This window comes from Amycolatopsis panacis (genome assembly GCF_003600245.1).
Classification (GTDB): domain Bacteria; phylum Actinomycetota; class Actinomycetes; order Mycobacteriales; family Pseudonocardiaceae; genus Amycolatopsis; species Amycolatopsis sulphurea.
The window spans coordinates 61,817-77,332 of sequence record NZ_QZFV01000060.1 but is presented as its reverse complement, the minus strand read 5'-3'; the positions used below and the strand labels follow the sequence as shown (position 1 = coordinate 77,332).

Sequence of the window (15,516 nt, the reverse complement as noted above, 5' to 3'; positions counted from 1 at the left end):
CTTCCTCCACTTCGGACAGCCGGGGACCCCTGCCCGCGGGTCCCCGGGTGCCCGTCCGGGCACCGGCAACCCCGCCTTTACAAGGCTCATGGGTAGGATGCCGAATCGTGATCCGGCTCGAAGAGGTTTCCAAGGTCTACAAGACCTCGACCCGGCCTGCCCTGGAACAGGTGTCGGTCGAGGTCGACAAGGGTGAGTTCGTCTTCCTCATCGGTCCGTCCGGCTCCGGGAAGTCCACCTTCCTGCGGCTGCTGCTGCGGGAGGAAGTGCCCAGCAAGGGGCGGGTCATGGTGTCGAACTTCGACGTCGCCAAGCTCGCCCGGCGCCGGGTGCCCCGGCTGCGCCAGACCATCGGCTGCGTGTTCCAGGACTTCCGGTTGCTGGCCAACAAAACCGTCGCCCAGAACGTGGCCTTCGCGCTCGAGGTGATCGGCAAACCCCGGCCGACCATCCGCAAGGTCGTGCCCGAGGTGCTCGAACTGGTCGGCCTGGACGGCAAGGCGGACCGGCTGCCCAACGAACTCTCCGGCGGGGAGCAGCAGCGGGTGGCGATCGCCCGGGCGTTCGTGAACCGGCCGCTGGTGCTGCTCGCCGACGAGCCGACCGGGAACCTGGACCCGGACACCAGCCAGGACATCATGCTGCTGCTGGAACGGATCAACCGCACGGGCACCACCGTGCTGATGGCGACCCACGACCACTCCATCGTGGACTCGATGCGGCGCCGGGTCGTCGAGCTGCAGCTCGGTCGCGTCATCCGCGACGATTCCCGCGGCGTCTACGGCATCGGCCGCTGACGCCACCCCGCCCGACTCCAGCCCCGATTCCAAGGACAGACACCAGCGATGCGTGCCAGTTTCGTCTTCAGCGAGGTCGTCACCGGGTTGCGCCGGAACGTGACGATGACCATCGCGATGGTCCTCACCACGGCGGTTTCGCTCGCCATGCTCGGCGGCGGCCTGCTCGCCGTGCGCACGATCGACAAGATGAAGGCGAACTTCCTCGCCGAGGTCGAAGTCTCGATCAGCCTGGTCGACCAGGTCAGCGCCAACGACAAGAACTGCAGTCAGCAGATGTGCGGTTCGCTGCGCCAATCGCTGCAGAACAACCCGGGTGTGGAATCCGTGGTCTACGAGAACCGCGACCAGGCCTATCAGAGGTTCCAGAAGATCTTCGCCAGCCAGCCGGAGCTGCTCGAGCTGACCGGGCCGGACGCGCTGCCCGCGTCGCTGCAGGTGAAGCTCAAGGACCCGGACCGGTCCGACGCGATCATCAAGCAGTACTCGGGCCAGCCCGGCGTGCGGAAGGTCGACGACCAGAAGAAGTTCCTCGACCGCGTGTTCAACGTGTTCAACGGCGTGCGCAACATCGCCTTCGTGATGGCGCTCATCATGGCCGTGGCCGCGCTGCTGCTGATCGCGAACACCATCCAGGTCTCGGCCTTCACCCGGCGTACCGAGGTCGGCATCATGCGCCTGGTCGGCGCCACCCGCTGGTACACCCAGCTGCCGTTCCTGCTGGAGGCGGTGGTCGCCGGCGTGGTCGGTGCCGTGCTCGGCACGGTGTTCCTGCTGCTGACGAAGCTGTCGTTCCTCGATTCGGTGTTCACTGGCGAGGTCTTCCCGCAGATCACCACGCTGGAAGTGCTGTTCCCGGTCGCGCCGATCCTGCTCGCGGTGTCCGTGGTGATCTCGGCGATCACCGGGTACGTGACGCTGCGTCTGTACGTGCGCCACTAGCGGTAAGTGCCGCGCGTGCTTTGGTACGCGCGGCACTGCGGGTGTCCGGAGTGGACTGAGCACGCAGGAGGATTCGCCGAGCCGGAAAACCTCGCGCGGAGCTGCGGCTTCCCGCCCGGAAACCGGAGTGCCGAGCCACCCGCAGGCCACGTAGAGTGGTCGGTATGCCCAAGGAACGTGGACAGAAGGTCATCGCGTCGAACCGCAAGGCTCGGCACGACTATTCCATCCTGGACACCTACGAGGCAGGGCTGGTGCTCCAGGGCACAGAGGTGAAGAGCCTGCGCGCGGGCAAGGCTTCGCTCGCCGACGCGTTCGCCACGGTCGACGACGGCGAGGTGTGGCTGCGCAACGTGCACATCCCGGAGTACACCCAGGGCACCTGGACCAACCACATGCCGCGGCGCACCCGCAAGCTTCTGCTGCACCGGCGGGAGATCGAGCGGCTGATCGGCAAGACCAAGGAAAGCGGGCTTTCGCTGGTCCCGCTGTCGCTGTACTTCAAGGACGGCAAGGTCAAGGTCGAGATCGCGCTGGCCAAGGGCAAGAAGGCCTACGACAAGCGGCAGTCGCTGGCCAAGCGCGACGCCGATCGGGACATCAGCCGGGCGATGGGCCGGGCGCTCAAGGGCCGGTTCACCGAGTGACGCCCGGTCCCGCCTCGGACGCCGACGTCGCTCGGTGGACCGCGTCGCTCGGGATCGACGGGCTCATCGACCTGCACGTGCACTTCCTGCCAAAGCCCGTGATGGACAAGGTGTGGGCGTATTTCGACCAGGCCGAAGAGCATTACGGCACAGCGTGGCCGGTGCATTACCGCATGCCAGAGGTGGACCGGATCGAGACGCTGCGTGCACTCGGCGTACAGCATTTCGCGCCGTTGGTGTATCCGCACAAGCCGGGTATGGCGGAATGGCTTACGTCGTGGGCTATCGAGTTCGCTGAGCAGGTACCTGAGGCGGTGCCCACCGGCACCTTCTACCCGGAGCCCGCGGCGGCGTCCTCGGTCGAGGCGGCGCTGCGCGCCGGTGCGCGATGTTTCAAGGCACATGTGCAAGTGGGTGCCTACGATCCGCGTGGCGAGTTGCTGGACCCCGTGTGGGGCTCGCTCGCCGAAGCGGGAGTGCCCGTCGTGATCCATTGTGGACACGGCCCGTTGCGGGGCGAGTACACCGGGTTGTCCGTGTTCGCCGAGGTGCTGGAGCGGCATCCGCGGCTCACCGCCGTGCTGGCGCACGCCGCGATGCCCGAGTACGACACGGCGTTCGAGCTGATGGCGCGGTATCCACGGGTGTACTTGGACACGACCATGGTGGGCGTGCCGTTCACAGAACGGAATGCGCCGTTGCCCGCCGGATGGACCGCGCGCGTCGCCGAGGTGGCGGACCGGATCGTGCTGGGTACTGACTTTCCGAACATTCCGTACCCGTACGTCACACAGCTGCAGGCGATCGCAGGCTGGGCGGCCGACGATCGCCTTGGTGAGCCATTCCTACGGGCCGTGCTGCACGACACCCCGGCGAAGCTGCTCAGCGTGTGAGCACGGCCGGGCCGCGGCGCAGCTGCCGTCCGGCCAGTACGAAGCCGGCCACGGTGAGCGCCACCCAGGGCACCGGCCCGTGCAGCAGTCCTTCGCGCATCGGGTGAAACCCGTTCGCGGCCAAGCCGAGCAGACCGCCGGAGGCGAGTAGCCCGGCGAATACGAGCTGTGGGGTGCGTGCGGTGACCACCATCGTGTCTGGCTGGGTTTCGAAACGTTCGAACAGCCGGAGCAGGCCGAACAACACCGCACCGCACACGGCGGCCCAGGCGGGCACCATGAACCACCACATCGTCGAGCCGGGCCGCGGAGTCGCGTAACCGAGGCCGTACACGGTGATACCGGACACCACGATCAGCGCGGGCATGTGCCACAGGTACACCGACATGAACCGCGAGCCGAGCCAGCCTAGAGCGGTGCCGATCCGGGGCAGCCTCACCAGCCGCTGCCGGAACGCCAGCAGCAAACCGATCTGCCCGAGCGCGAGGAACAGCAGGAGCACGGTCGGCGGGCTCATGTTCGACACCGGTGCGCCGGGCATCCCGATCATGCTGGCCGGGTACGGGCCGAAAGCGACCAGGAGCGCGGTGATCCCGAACCCGGCGGCGGAAAGCCCCAGCGCGCCTCGGCGTCCGAGGTTGCCGAGCCGCCCGTCGGCATAGTGGAAGCCGAGCTGGTGCACGGCCACCCACACGATCACGGCGTTCGCGTAGCCGATGAGGCCGACATCGGAGAACCGGGCGACGTCGACGAGTACCCCGGCCCCCGCGAGCACCGCCGGAACCGCAAGCCCCCAGCGACGATGCGCGGCGACCATCAACGGGGTCACCAGCACGGTCAGCAGATAGACCGAAAGGAACCAGAGCAACTGCGCCGCGATCGACCCGGCGACTTCGACCGGCTGGGGCGGAATTCCCAAGCCGGCCAGCAGATCCGGCACGACCAGCCAGACCGCCAGCAGGGGCAGCACCGGAACCAGCAGCCTGCGCACCCGGCCGGCGAACCAGGCCCGGGTGGATTCCGCGCGGCGCAAGGAGATCAGGTTCGCCGCACCTCCGGCGAAAAAGACAAGCGGCATCACTTGCGAGAGCCAGGTGATCACCCACCAGCCGGGGGTGGCCAGTGCGTTGCCGGTGGCCAGCGTGCCGTCGGAATAGGACAGCACCGGCATGATCCAGTGCTGTGCCACCACCGCGAGGATCGCCCCGGCCCGTACCACGTCGAGAAAAGCGTCTCGGCGGGTCGGTACCGCCGTGCTGGTGCCGATCCGCGGCAGGCTCGTCGTCATGGGGAAAGCCTGTCGGCTGCGGCGCTTCGCCACAGCGGGGCAGACCGCCGAATCCGGCTTCGGGTCAGCCGTGCCCCTTACCGGGGGCTGGCCCTACCTCCGGTGGGAAACGCGGCTCGCGTGCTAGCGGAGGCCGTCCGGCTCCGTTTCGTGCGCGCACAGCCGGTACTCCCAGCCGTCCTCGGTCAGGCCGAGTTCGTACAGCGTCTCGATTTTCGGGCCGCCGTGCAGATGGATGTGCCGCACCACGGTGCCCGGCACCGGCTGCTCGTCGGTGAGCTCCTGGACCCGCCCGTCCAGCGGTCCGCCGAAGAAGCGGACACTGCGGTCGGTGATCATCGGGTCCTCCTCGCTCGGCATCAACCCATCGTAGGCGAGGCCGGGACCGCGGGGCTGCCCTCGAATCGGGTGAGACCGATCAGCGGCCCAGGTAGGTCAGCACCGCCCGCACCCGCCGGTGTTCCTCCGCGCTGGCCTCCAGCCCGAGCTTGGCGAAGATGTTGCCGATGTGCTTCTCCACCGCCCCGTGCGAGACCACCAGCGAGTTCGCGATCGCGGTGTTCGACAGGCCCTGTGCCATCAGACCCAGCACCTCCGACTCACGCGCAGTGAGCGAATCGAGCGGATTGCGCCGCCCGCGGGCCATCAGCTGGGCGATCACGTCCGGATCGATCGCGGTGCCCCCGCCCGCCACCCGGCGGACCGCGTCGAGGAACTCCGCCACGTCGGCGACGCGCTCCTTGAGCAGGTAGCCGACCCCGCCCGTACCGCCGGAGAGCAGCTCGACTGCGTAGCTCTCCTCCACGTACTGCGAGAGCACCAGCACAGGCAGCCCGGCGATCGCCTTGCGCGCGGCGAGCGCGGCCCGCAGGCCCTCGTCGGTGAACGTCGGCGGCATCCGCACGTCGACGATCGCCAGATCCGGACGGTGCTCGGTAACGGCACCGAGCAGCTCGTCCCCGTTGTCCACCGCGGCGACGGTCTCGATGTCCTCGTCGGCGAGCAACCGGGTGACCCCGGCTCGCAGCAGCACGGCGTCCTCGGCGATCACAACCCGCATCAGGCTCCCCAACTCGTGAGTGAACGGCTCCCGGAACCTATTCACTCACGAACGGGTCACCATGGGTACGGCAGGTCGGCTCGGGCTGCCGGTTCTACCGGCCGGGCGGGTACCCGGCACGTGCGGGGTCGAGATGCTCACGACCCGGGCAAGGTCACCGTGCTCCGCAAGATCCAAATCTGTGCCACCCAGGAGTTCTGCCTGGTATACATTGTCCGGCAGTTGGCAACAGGTGTCCTCAGGATGGTTTCGGAGCGCCTTCCCGGGTTGTCCCGCGGGTACTCCGGATGGGTGAGCCACTGGGGTCTGCCGATCTACGCTGGGAGGGCGTACGAGATGACTGATGGTCGCCAGGGACCGGAACCCGGTAGTTACGGCGGGCCGTCGTTCAGTGCGATGGTCGTGGCGCCGATCACGGGCGAGGGCTACTCGCTCGACCCAGCGGGGCTGGAGCATGTCGCGAAGGAGTTCGAGGCGCTCGCCGAGGAGATTCAAGCGGGCATCAGGGACGCTCGGACCATCGCCCAGACCGAGTCGCCGGCCTTTGACTACGCCAGTGGCAACAACGCGGAGGTTTTTCGCAACTCCGGGGACGAGCTGGTTTCGTCGCTTCAGGACCGAATGAAGTACTGCCGTGACCAGGCTGCCAAGTTCAAAGCGGCGAGGGGTAGGTACGCGACCGCGGAGGACACGCATTCGACCGAGGCGAAGAAGGTCGGGGGCACCTTGTGAGGCGGGCGGTGATGGTGTCGGCGGTCGTGCTGTTCGGCTTGGCCGGGTGTTCCGAAACCACTGGCGGGCAGGCGGTTCCGGTCGCGCAGGCCGGCCAGCCGGCCTCGTCCGCGCCGGTCGGCAGTGTGGCTGGTCAGTTGCCCGGGCCGGGGGTGCCGAAGGTGCAGAACCCGATCGACACCACCAGGGCTGCGAAGGATCCGTGCGGGGTGCTCACGGCCGACCAGATCAAGGGCTTCATCGGCGCGCCGGTCGCGCCGAAAACTCGGGATGGTGCTGCCGGGCCTGCCTGCGACTGGTTTGGCGGCGATGAATACGAGCATGCCAGCATCGGGATCATTATCAATGGCGTCAGTAAACGCGGGTTAACATCGGTTTACGCGAGCAAAGGGAAGCGGCTGAAATTCTTTCAACCCCTCGCCCCAGTCGAGGGGTACCCGCTGGTGTCTGACGATTTCGGCGAAAAGAGGACCTTCGGCGAATGTAGTGGTTCGCTGGGGGTGCGTGATGATCAGACGATTGAAATTTTCGTCGAGCAGCCGGACTCGCGCAAGGAGAAGAAAGACCCTTGCGTTTCCCTGCATGATGTGGCAGTAGCGATCATCGGCAATATCCGAGGGGGACAGTGATGGAAGCGGAACGGTGTCTGACCGCGGCTGAGATCTATCAGCAGCTGACGGGCGGAGCGGGGGCGGAATCGCTGGGTTCCACCCAGCGGGCGGCGCTCAGGCTGAGCGAGCGTCTCCAGGGGGTGGCCGAACGGGTTGCCGGTCTGGCCCAGTACCAGCGTGCGGCGTGGCACGGCGAGTCCGCGAACGAGGCCTCCGCGAACTCGTGCACGCCGTTGATGCGCGCGGCCATGGACGATTCTCTGCATCTGGGCATTGCCCAAGGAGCGGCCGACGATCAGTTGTCGGCTTTCCAGAATGCCAAGAACAGCGTGCATCCGGTGGCTGCGGAGGAGCCGGTATTCACCGACCAGGATGTGGTCGATCTACTGCGCGGTGAGGGCCGGAAGTACACCGACCGGATGTCGCAGTGGCAGGCGGATTCGCAACACAACGTGCAGGTGTTCGACGGTTACAGTTCGTCGACCGGATCGAACAACATCCGGGTGCCTGCTCGGTACTCGCAGTTGCAGGACACCGGGGCGCAGGTCAGTCTCGCCGGTGCCGACGGCTCATCGGCGGACTCCGTCGCGGGCCCCGGGCCGGGCGGCGGGGACGGTAAGCCACGGACGGGGCATGGCACTGGGTCGCCCGGGGCCATGCCGGTCACGCCAGGCCCCGCTCCGACGCCAGATCCGGTCCCCGCGCCGGGTCCGGCCCCGACGCCGGGTCCGGTCCGGCAGCCGGTTGGACGGCCGATTCCCCCACCTGGCAGCGGGCTCCGTCCCATCGATCGGGGCGACGACACCACGCGGAAGGACTCGTGGCCGTCGCCGGGGCCGGTTCCACCCGCTCCGGGTCCTCGCTATCGGCCAGGACCGCCGCTGATCCCGATCGACCTGGGGCAGCGCAGCGATGGCGGGTCCGGTCCGGTGGGCTACTCGCCGGTCGGGACCGGCTCCGGTGGCGTTGGCCGTGAGCCAGGTTCTCGCGGTGGGGTCGGAGCCGGCAGCCGTACCGGCGTGGGCGCTCCGGGTGAGCCGATGCAGGCGCGGGGTGGCGGCGCGGCCGGAGTACCGGGAGTGGCTGGGAAGAACGGTGCCGCGATGGGTGGTGGCATGCCCGGAAAGGGTGGGAAAGGCGAGGAGGACAAGGAGAAGAAGGCCGCGTCCTACTTGCGGGAGGCCGATCCGGACGGGCTGTTCGGCGGCAGTGACCTGAAGCCGACACCGCCGGTGATCGGCGAACTTCCACGGCGATAACGCGCAGTTCGGCGGTTCAGGGGAGGGGATGACAGCAGTGCGATCACGCAGTGTGGAGATCACGCTGAGTGCCTTGGTGAGTGCATTCGGTCAAGCCGGGCTGGTCGGTTCGCATCCGATGTTCGCGGTCGGCACGCGGCATACACCAGAGTCGTTGGCGGGAGAGCTGGAAGACGCGGCGCACGGCGAGCTGTCCCGGCTCGGGCTGCTCGACCGTGGTCGTGTCTCCGACCAGTTCGAGGACGTGGTCTACGCGTTGGCGCAGCCTGAGACCGAGTACGTGGCCTGCGTGGACAACCGAGGCGAGCACTACACCGTCCTCGTCGGGGTGCGCGGGCGCGTTGTTGTCACGGCAGTGCGTAACGGAGATCGGGTACGTGTGCAGGCCGAGGACGGCAGGCAGGCTCCGGCGGCCGTCCTCGTGGCGAATCTTCCGGCCTGTCCTCCCGCGCAGCTGCCGAGGATTTCGCTGCCGCAGGAAGAATTCCGGGGTGACGACAGCGACTTCCCGGCCGATCGCAGCCGCCTCGCCCGAAGCGTCGACCTGTTGCTCGAAGAGCCTGCTTTCGGGCGGGGCGAGATCAACGTGTCGGTCCGTGGCCCCGGAGGGGGCCGACGGGTCGCCGACGGGATCCTGACCTACCGGGACCTCACGGCGGGCCGGGTGGCGTTCGAGGTCACCGGACCAGAGCAGAATCGGTATGTCACCGTCACGTCCGGCGAGGATCAAGCGCTCGCCCGAAAAGTGGCCGCGCACCGAGCGGCTCTCGACGGGTGAAGCCCGAGTTGCTCACCACTGACAGGGCAGGTCCGCCCGGATCACGGTCGGCCCGCCCGCCGGGCTCACCACGGTGATCACGCCGTCGATCGTCGCCGCCCGGTCGGCCAGCCCGGCCAGGCCGCCGCCGGGGCGGACCTCCGCGCCGCCGTGGCCGTTGTCGGTGATCTCCGCGATCACATGCGTGTCGCTGCGCCACAGCTTCACCGTCGCCTCGGATGCGCCGGAGTGCTTGGCAATGTTGGCGAGCGTCTCGCAGACGATGAAGTACGCCGTGGTCTCCACCGCGGCCGGCGGCCTCGGTTCGATGTCCACGTGCACGTCCACCGGGATGGGCGACCTCGCTGCCTGCGCGGACAGTGCCGCGTCCAGCCCGCGATCACCCAGCACGGCCGGATAGATCCCGCGCGCGAGATCCCGCAGCTCCGACACGGCCAGTTTCGCGTCCGCGTGCGCCTCGTCGATCAGGCTTCGCACCGTGGCCGGGTCCTGGTCGAACTTCGACTTCGCCCGGCCGAGGCTCATCGCGACGGCCACCAGCCGCTGCTGCGCGCCGTCGTGCAGGTCGCGTTCGATCCGGCGGCGTTCGGCCTCGGCGGCGTCCACCCCGCGGGCCCGCGAGGCCTGCAGGTGCTCGGCCTTCTCCTCCAGCTTCTTGGCCCGGTTCGGCCCGAGCATGGTCAGCGCCAGATTGCCGTGCAGCCAGCCGACCCACGGCGTCACCCAGATCGCCATGGGCAGCAGGACGACGGACGCGAGCGCGATCGGGAACTCGAGCATGGCCAGCGGGAACGCCACCATCAGGTAGCCGAGATCCCGCCAGGTCGTCGGATCGGTGAGCCTGCTCAGCCAGCGGCGGCTCAGTGACTGGCCCTCCAGCGGCAGCCGCTGCGCCGGCGGCAGCGGCGTGCCGAGCATCCGGCGCACCCAGCGTCGTTCCAGATCGCCGGACCACCGGACGAACCCGGTGACCGCGATCAGGATCGGGAAGCCGATCCACACCACCACGGTGGCCCCGCCGACCACCGCGCCGACCACGATCAGGATGAACTGGGCGAGCCGGAGCACGAACCCGGTCACCATGTAGACAATGGTGCGCGCGGGATTCGGCCGGGGCTGCTCCAGCGGCGGTTGCGGGGAATTCATCCGGTCACCATGCTCGTCTCGTCCGCCGACTGCCACGAGCGCTCCATCCGCCGGCGCTGGGCGACCGTCGGCCGCAGCATCGCCACCGCGAAGCTGCGGTGCATCGTGCCCAGTGCCTTGGTCAGCGCCGCGGCCAACGCGACCACCAGCACCCCCAGCGCCGCCCACGGCAGCGCGGACACGGTCGAGTCCACGGTGATCCATCGCATCTCGGGACCCGGGAAGAACCACGCGCCGTCCGGCAGGAAACGGAAGTAGATCGGCAGCGCGACCATTCCGGCCCCGACCGCCCAGAACGTCGTCACCAGGACGAACTCGATCAGGCCGAGTGGGAACAACAGGAAGAGATAGGCGAGGTCACGCCAGTGCGCGGTGTCCCGCAGCCGGGCCGTCCAGCGCTGCCGCAGCCCCTTCTCCGACAACGGCAGGTAGGGCCGGTCGATGTAGGCGTCCAGCTGCGCGTACACCCTCGCCCGCTCCATCCGCGCGACCGAGCGCACCAGCAGCAACAGCGCGCCGAGCAGCGGAATCCCGACCCACACCACCACGGTGGCGATCCCGGACAGGCCCAGGGTGAGAATCAGCGAAAAGGTGAAGGTCCCCAGCGGCAGGCTGACCAGCAGGAAGAGCAGCGAACCACCCAGCGGTGCGCCGCGGCGGCGGGACTTCTCGGCAGAGACGGTGGCAGTGGTCATCGGCGGTGCTCCTCACGACTGATCTGACCAGCTCAGCATCCCGCCGGGCAAGTCCGGCCGCCAGGGGGGCCACGGGCATCTGCGAGGTGGGGCCAGCCCTACCCCGGCCCGGTGCGGAACAACCAGGTTGCCCGAAGCGCTATGATGGATAGGTTAGGAAACACCGACAAGGGGGTGAACGGTTTCGACTCTGGACGTTGAGTCAGGGGAAGCGTGCCGGTGCAGGCGAGAGACCACCGCAAGCGTCATCGCAAACCAATAAGCGCCAAGGCCAATAGCCAGCGCGACTTCGCTCTTGCTGCCTGAGTAGCGAGCGAGTCTGTCGGCCCGGGATCGCCTCCGACCCGGTAGCCGGCATCAGCTAGGAGGCTTACCGCCAGTCCCGGCCGCGGAGCCTGGTAGGGAAGCAAACAGCGGCTGGGCCCGTCACTTCAGCTCGTTCACGTGACTGAAGGGGTCAAGCAGAGACACAGTGGACTGCGCACGGAGAAGCCCTGATGAAGCGCTAGAGGACCCGGGTTCAATTCCCGGCACCTCCACTCTGGCGACCCGTGTCCGCGGAAAGCGCGGACCGGGTCGTTCCGGATTGTGTTGGGGGACCGAGTCCCCCAAGCCCCCTACGGTGCGAGCGTTGCTGATCCAGCGTGCTTTGCCAAGCGCCCTACGGTGTGGGTGCCTGCTGACCCCGCGTGCTTCTCCAAGCCGTTGGTGGGGACCATGGTGATTAGGGGACCACGGTGGAGACGTGCTCGACGGCGGGTGGGGTGGCGAAGAAGGGGCCGGCCAGTGCTCGCCAGCGGGCGAAGTCTGGTGACTCGCGGAACCTCACCATGTGGTGCTCGACGGTTTCCCAGTCCACCAGGAGCCGGTAGCGCTGAGGGAATTCGACACTGCGGCACAGGCGGGCCCCGTGGCAGCCCTCCGCCCGGTCGAACAGCGGCAGCGCATCGGCGACGGCGCGTTCGAAGGATTTCTCCTGGCCGGCTTCGACTTCGATCTGTGCGATCTCGGTGACCAAGGCAGTCCCTTTCTGATTGTGGCCTGGACGGCCGGAGCATCGTGCCGGCCGTCCAGGGCGGCACCCCGTGCGACGGCCTACGGGCGGGCAGTGGCACAGGGGGTCTGCAGAGAACCCTTGATGACGTCGTCCGTCGCGTCCCAGCGCACGGACTTCGTCGGCTCGGTGGGAGTGTCCACTACGAACGGCGTCAGGCACAGCGGGGCCGCCGCGGGCGCGCCGCTGAAGTAGTCACCGAGCCGGCGGGCCGACATGACGCCCTCCTGGGTGGGCGACCAGCCGACGCTGGCCTTGATCAGGCCCTTCTGCAGGTAAGGGACGCCGTCGGGGGAGCCGTTCTGGGTGACGATCGCGACCTGGCCGGCGCGGTTGCCGAGGGCCTGGATCACGCCGATCGCCATGTCTTCGTTGTGCACGAAGATGCCGGAGATCTGCGGGTATTTGGTGATCAGGTCCTGCGTCGCCTTGATGGCGCTCTGGCGGTCGTAGTCCCCGTTGAGCGTTTCGACGACGCGCGAGTCGTCCCCGAGTGCCTGGCGGAATCCGGCGTTGAAACCGTCGACGTCGGCCCGGCCGGGTGTGCCGGTGATGATCGCGACCTGGCCGCCGGGTGCCAGTGCCTTCAGCTGCGTACCGGCGGCGGCGCCGGTGTCCTGGTAGCGGGTGCCCTGGAAACCGACGGCGTCCCTCTCCAGCGACTGGTCGTAGCCATACAGCACGACAGTGGGGATGCCCGCCTGGCCGAGCGCGGTCAGGTCGCTTTTGACCGTGGCGTTGCTGAGCGGTTCGAGCACGACACCATCGACCTTGCTGGTGATGGCGTTCTGGACATTCGCCACCTCGGCCGAGGCGTCGAAGTTCGAGTTGAACGTCCTGGGTGTGCCACCGAGGAGCGTCACCGCCTTCTCGAAACCCTGCTTCGTGTACTCGTAGTACGGGATGCCGCCGGTCTGGATGTAGGCGATGGTCTTGCCCTTCAACGGCACGCCGGGCGAGGTCTTCCGGCCTTGGGAAGGTCCACTCCCGCCGGTCGTGGTCGCGGTGGAGCAGGCGGTGAGCATGATCAGGAGGGCAGCGGCGGATGCGCCCGCTACGCGGCGACGGGTGGTCATAGGAGGTCTCACTTCTCTCGTTGAGCCATGACAGCGACGACGATCACCGCGCCCTGCAGGACGTAGCGCAGTTCTCCGGGGATCGACATGAGGTTGAGTGCGTTGCCGATGAGGCCGAGCAGGATGATTCCGAGGATCGTGCCCGGAATATCGCCGCGGCCGCCGGCAAGCGGGGTGCCGCCGACGGCGACTGCCGCGATCGCGGTCATCTCAAGGCCGGTCCCCATCTGTGCCTGCGCTGACGCGAGCTGGATCAAGAACAGGACCGCGGCGACGCCGACGAGCAGCCCGTTGCCGGCATACAGGCAGATCTTCAGTGTGCGCACCGGGATCCCGGCCCGGTAGGCGGCCGACGAGGACGCGCCGAGTGCGTAGATCCAGCGGCCGATTTTGCTGTACCGCAACAGGATGTGCGCCGCGAGCAGCGTGATGCACAGCGCCCACACCAGCGGCGGGAGCCCGCCGAACCGCTGCAGGCCGATGGCCAGGACGGAGTCGGGGATCGCGGTGATCGGCACGTTCGAGATCAGCAGTGCGGCGCCCTGCAACAAGGTGAGCATGCCGAGCGTGAGGATGAACGGGTGGGAGCGGGAGAACGCCGCCAGCACGCCGTTGCACAGCCCCACACCGATGGCGGCCAGGACGCCGAGCAGCACCGCGACGCCTGGCGGCCAATGGTGCACCATCAGCGATCCCATGATCATCGCGCTGAACGAGACGTTCGAGCCGATGGACAGGTCGAGCCCGCCGGAGACCATCAGTGCGGTCGTGCCCGCGGCGAGAATCCCGAAGATCGCCATCTGCTGCAGGATGTTCGCGAAGTTCCCCCAGGACAGGAACACGGGGGAGCGCCACGACGTGATGACAACCAGCACGACGATCACGGCCAGCAGAGCCAGGTGCGAACGCCTGGTGGTCACCAGGCCACGTATCCGGCCCCGGGCCGTCGGCGCGCCGGGTTCGGTCGAAGCCGGCGTGGCAGTGCTACTGGACATGGGTGGGGTCCTCATCTCGTCCGGCCGGTGACTGCGCACCGGTGACTGCCAGTTCCAGCACGCGGTGCTCATCGATCTCGGCGGCGGCCAGCTCGCCGGTGATGCGCCCGCGCCGCATCACGAGCAGACGGTCGACCACCGGCACGAGATCCTGCAGTTCGGAGGAGATCATCAGGACGGCACAGCCGTTGCGGGCGATTTCCCTGATGGCGTGGAGGATCTGCTGTTTCGCGCCGATGTCGACGCCTTGTCCCGGCTCGTCGAGCACGACCACGCGGGGGCGGGCCTGCAATGCCTTCGCGATCGACACCTTTTGCTGGTTGCCCCCGGACATCGCACGGGGTGTGGCGGCCGGGCTCGCCGGTTTCACGTGCAGGCGATCCAAAAGGCGCTGTGTGGCGGTGCGTTCGGACCGGCCCCGCAGGATGCCCAGCCGGGACTCGGGGCGGGCGAGCATGACCGTGTGCGTGCACGGCAGGTCCATTAGCAGTGAGTCGCGCTTGCGGTCTTCGGGAACTACGACCACCCCGGCCCGCAGGGCGTCGCCGGGAGTTCTGGGCCGGTAGGGCGTGCCGTCGACGGTCATCTCACCGGTCGTCGTCGGGTGCAGCCCCGCCAGCACGTTCGCCAGCTGGGTGCGGCCTGAGCCGACCAGCCCGGTGAGGCCGACGATCTCGCCACGGCATAGGCGCAGGTCGACGTCGGTGAGTCGCCCGTGCCGGCCGATCCCGCGCAGCTCCAGGGCGACGTCACCGGCTGTGCCGGAGGTCCGGCGGAGGCGTTCGAACGCGCCACCGACCATGCGCAGGACGAGATCGTCGGGGGTGAGCTGGCCGGCCGCCACGGTGTCCACGGTCCGGCCGTCGCGCAGCACGGTGACCCGGTCCGCGACGGCGAGGACTTCCTCGAGATCGTGGGAGATGTAGACGACGGCCACGCCGTCGCGGCTCAGTTCGCGCACGATGTCGAGTAGCCGCGCGCGCTCGGCGACACCGAGGCTCGAGGTCGGCTCGTCCATGAGCGCCACCGACGCACGCCGGTAGATCGCCCTGGCGATGGCGACGAGCTGCTGGTCGGCCGGGCTCAGACGGTTGACAGGCTCCTTCGGGTCCGCCCGGAAGCCGAGCCTGGCGAAGATGCCGAGCGCCTCGTGGCGCTGACGGCGCGACCTGAGCATGCCGAGCCGGGAGTGTTCCTGCCCGAGGATCACATTCGCCACGGCATCGAGCGACGGGGCGAGGCTCAGATCCTGGTAGATCGTCTCCAGCCCGCGAGCCTGCGCCGTCCGCGGGGTGAGCGCGGCTCCGCTCCAGGCACCCAGCCGGAGGCGGCCGCTGTCCTGCTGTTCCGAGCCGGAGAGGATCTTGATCAAGGTGGATTTGCCTGCGCCGTTGGCGCCGACGAGGCCGTGCACTTCGCCCGGACGCACGAACAGCGAGGCGCCGGCCAGCGCCGCGGTCGCGCCGTACCGCTTGGACACCGCGTCGGCCGCGAGGGCGGGCGGTTCGGAGAACACAGGGGTGGGATCTGTCATCGGGACCTC

General features: G+C 68.4%; 17 protein-coding genes and 1 other RNA gene. 9 read left to right on the top strand and 9 right to left on the bottom strand.

Features of this window, described 5'->3' with window-relative positions; genetic code table 11:
* Positions 1 to 107 precede the first annotated feature (107 nt).
* From ftsE to D5S19_RS04830, 4 genes are all read left to right on the top strand, one after another.
* Entirely contained in the window at positions 108 to 797 is a 690-nt protein-coding gene (gene ftsE / locus D5S19_RS04845) for a cell division ATP-binding protein FtsE (RefSeq protein ID WP_098511115.1), read from the top strand.
* Between the two features lie 48 nt (positions 798 to 845).
* On the top strand, positions 846 to 1,739 hold the full coding sequence (gene ftsX, locus D5S19_RS04840; RefSeq protein WP_120022117.1) for a permease-like cell division protein FtsX: 894 nt from the start codon (positions 846 to 848) through the stop codon (positions 1,737 to 1,739).
* 164 nt (positions 1,740 to 1,903) lie between these two features.
* Positions 1,904 to 2,386 carry an SsrA-binding protein SmpB gene (smpB, locus tag D5S19_RS04835; protein WP_098514782.1) on the top strand — a complete coding sequence of 161 codons (483 nt, stop codon included), beginning with the start codon at positions 1,904 to 1,906 and terminating at the stop codon, positions 2,384 to 2,386.
* The gene (locus D5S19_RS04830; RefSeq protein WP_120022116.1) at positions 2,383 to 3,279 is read left to right on the top strand and encodes an amidohydrolase family protein; all 897 of its coding nucleotides are present in this window, start codon (positions 2,383 to 2,385) and stop codon (positions 3,277 to 3,279) included. Before smpB ends, D5S19_RS04830 begins: the two co-directional genes overlap by 4 nt.
* On the opposite strand, the gene D5S19_RS04825 is transcribed toward D5S19_RS04830, so the two are convergent.
* The 3 genes from D5S19_RS04825 to D5S19_RS04815 form a co-directional block, all read right to left on the bottom strand.
* Positions 3,269 to 4,567, bottom strand: coding sequence for an acyltransferase family protein (locus D5S19_RS04825; RefSeq protein ID WP_120022115.1), 1,299 nt, complete (start codon positions 4,565 to 4,567; stop codon positions 3,269 to 3,271). The genes D5S19_RS04830 and D5S19_RS04825 overlap by 11 nt on opposite strands.
* 123 nt (positions 4,568 to 4,690) lie before the next feature.
* Positions 4,691 to 4,927, bottom strand: coding sequence for a hypothetical protein (locus D5S19_RS04820; RefSeq protein ID WP_199730348.1), 237 nt, complete (start codon positions 4,925 to 4,927; stop codon positions 4,691 to 4,693).
* A 58-nt stretch (positions 4,928 to 4,985) separates the two neighbouring features.
* Positions 4,986 to 5,627, bottom strand: coding sequence for a response regulator transcription factor (locus tag D5S19_RS04815; protein ID WP_120022114.1), 642 nt, complete (start codon positions 5,625 to 5,627; stop codon positions 4,986 to 4,988).
* Positions 5,628 to 5,963: 336 nt separating this feature from the next.
* Here D5S19_RS04815 and D5S19_RS04810 point away from each other — a divergent pair, with 336 nt between their 5' ends.
* The 4 genes from D5S19_RS04810 to D5S19_RS04795 all read left to right on the top strand — a co-directional run bounded on the left by D5S19_RS04810 (position 5,964) and on the right by D5S19_RS04795 (position 9,007).
* Positions 5,964 to 6,359 (top strand): PE domain-containing protein, encoded by a 396-nt coding sequence (locus tag D5S19_RS04810; RefSeq protein ID WP_147397341.1) that lies wholly within the window; start codon positions 5,964 to 5,966, stop codon positions 6,357 to 6,359.
* Positions 6,360 to 6,370: 11 nt separating this feature from the next.
* Positions 6,371 to 6,988: a DUF3558 domain-containing protein gene (locus tag D5S19_RS04805; protein ID WP_147397340.1), complete on the top strand. Its 618-nt coding sequence runs from the start codon at positions 6,371 to 6,373 to the stop codon at positions 6,986 to 6,988.
* Positions 6,988 to 8,229, top strand: coding sequence for a hypothetical protein (locus D5S19_RS04800; protein ID WP_120022111.1), 1,242 nt, complete (start codon positions 6,988 to 6,990; stop codon positions 8,227 to 8,229). The genes D5S19_RS04805 and D5S19_RS04800 overlap by 1 nt, the downstream gene beginning before the upstream one ends.
* 76 nt (positions 8,230 to 8,305) lie before the next feature.
* The gene (locus D5S19_RS04795; protein WP_158605493.1) at positions 8,306 to 9,007 is read left to right on the top strand and encodes an ESX secretion-associated protein EspG; all 702 of its coding nucleotides are present in this window, start codon (positions 8,306 to 8,308) and stop codon (positions 9,005 to 9,007) included.
* Between the two features lie 12 nt (positions 9,008 to 9,019).
* Here the strand turns inward: D5S19_RS04795 and D5S19_RS04790 are convergent, their stop codons facing one another.
* Positions 9,020 to 10,153, bottom strand: a complete 1,134-nt coding sequence (locus D5S19_RS04790; protein ID WP_120022109.1) for a sensor histidine kinase — start codon at positions 10,151 to 10,153, stop codon at positions 9,020 to 9,022.
* On the bottom strand, positions 10,150 to 10,848 hold the full coding sequence (locus tag D5S19_RS04785) for a sensor domain-containing protein (RefSeq protein WP_120022108.1): 699 nt from the start codon (positions 10,846 to 10,848) through the stop codon (positions 10,150 to 10,152). Before D5S19_RS04785 ends, D5S19_RS04790 begins: the two co-directional genes overlap by 4 nt.
* A 170-nt stretch (positions 10,849 to 11,018) precedes the next feature.
* On the opposite strand from D5S19_RS04785, the gene ssrA reads away from it, so the two are divergent.
* Positions 11,019 to 11,390: a transfer-messenger RNA gene (gene ssrA / locus D5S19_RS04780) on the top strand.
* Between the two features lie 182 nt (positions 11,391 to 11,572).
* Here the strand turns inward: ssrA and D5S19_RS04775 are convergent.
* The 4 genes from D5S19_RS04775 to D5S19_RS04760 form a co-directional block, all read right to left on the bottom strand.
* Positions 11,573 to 11,866: an antibiotic biosynthesis monooxygenase family protein gene (locus D5S19_RS04775; RefSeq protein ID WP_120022107.1), complete on the bottom strand. Its 294-nt coding sequence runs from the start codon at positions 11,864 to 11,866 to the stop codon at positions 11,573 to 11,575.
* Between the two features lie 77 nt (positions 11,867 to 11,943).
* Positions 11,944 to 12,978, bottom strand: a complete 1,035-nt coding sequence (locus tag D5S19_RS04770; RefSeq protein WP_120022106.1) for a sugar ABC transporter substrate-binding protein — start codon at positions 12,976 to 12,978, stop codon at positions 11,944 to 11,946.
* 8 nt (positions 12,979 to 12,986) lie between these two features.
* Entirely contained in the window at positions 12,987 to 13,973 is a 987-nt protein-coding gene (locus D5S19_RS04765) for an ABC transporter permease (protein ID WP_158605492.1), read from the bottom strand.
* The gene (locus D5S19_RS04760) at positions 13,963 to 15,507 is read right to left on the bottom strand and encodes a sugar ABC transporter ATP-binding protein (protein WP_147397339.1); all 1,545 of its coding nucleotides are present in this window, start codon (positions 15,505 to 15,507) and stop codon (positions 13,963 to 13,965) included. The genes D5S19_RS04765 and D5S19_RS04760 overlap by 11 nt, the downstream gene beginning before the upstream one ends.
* Positions 15,508 to 15,516: the final 9 nt, after the last annotated feature.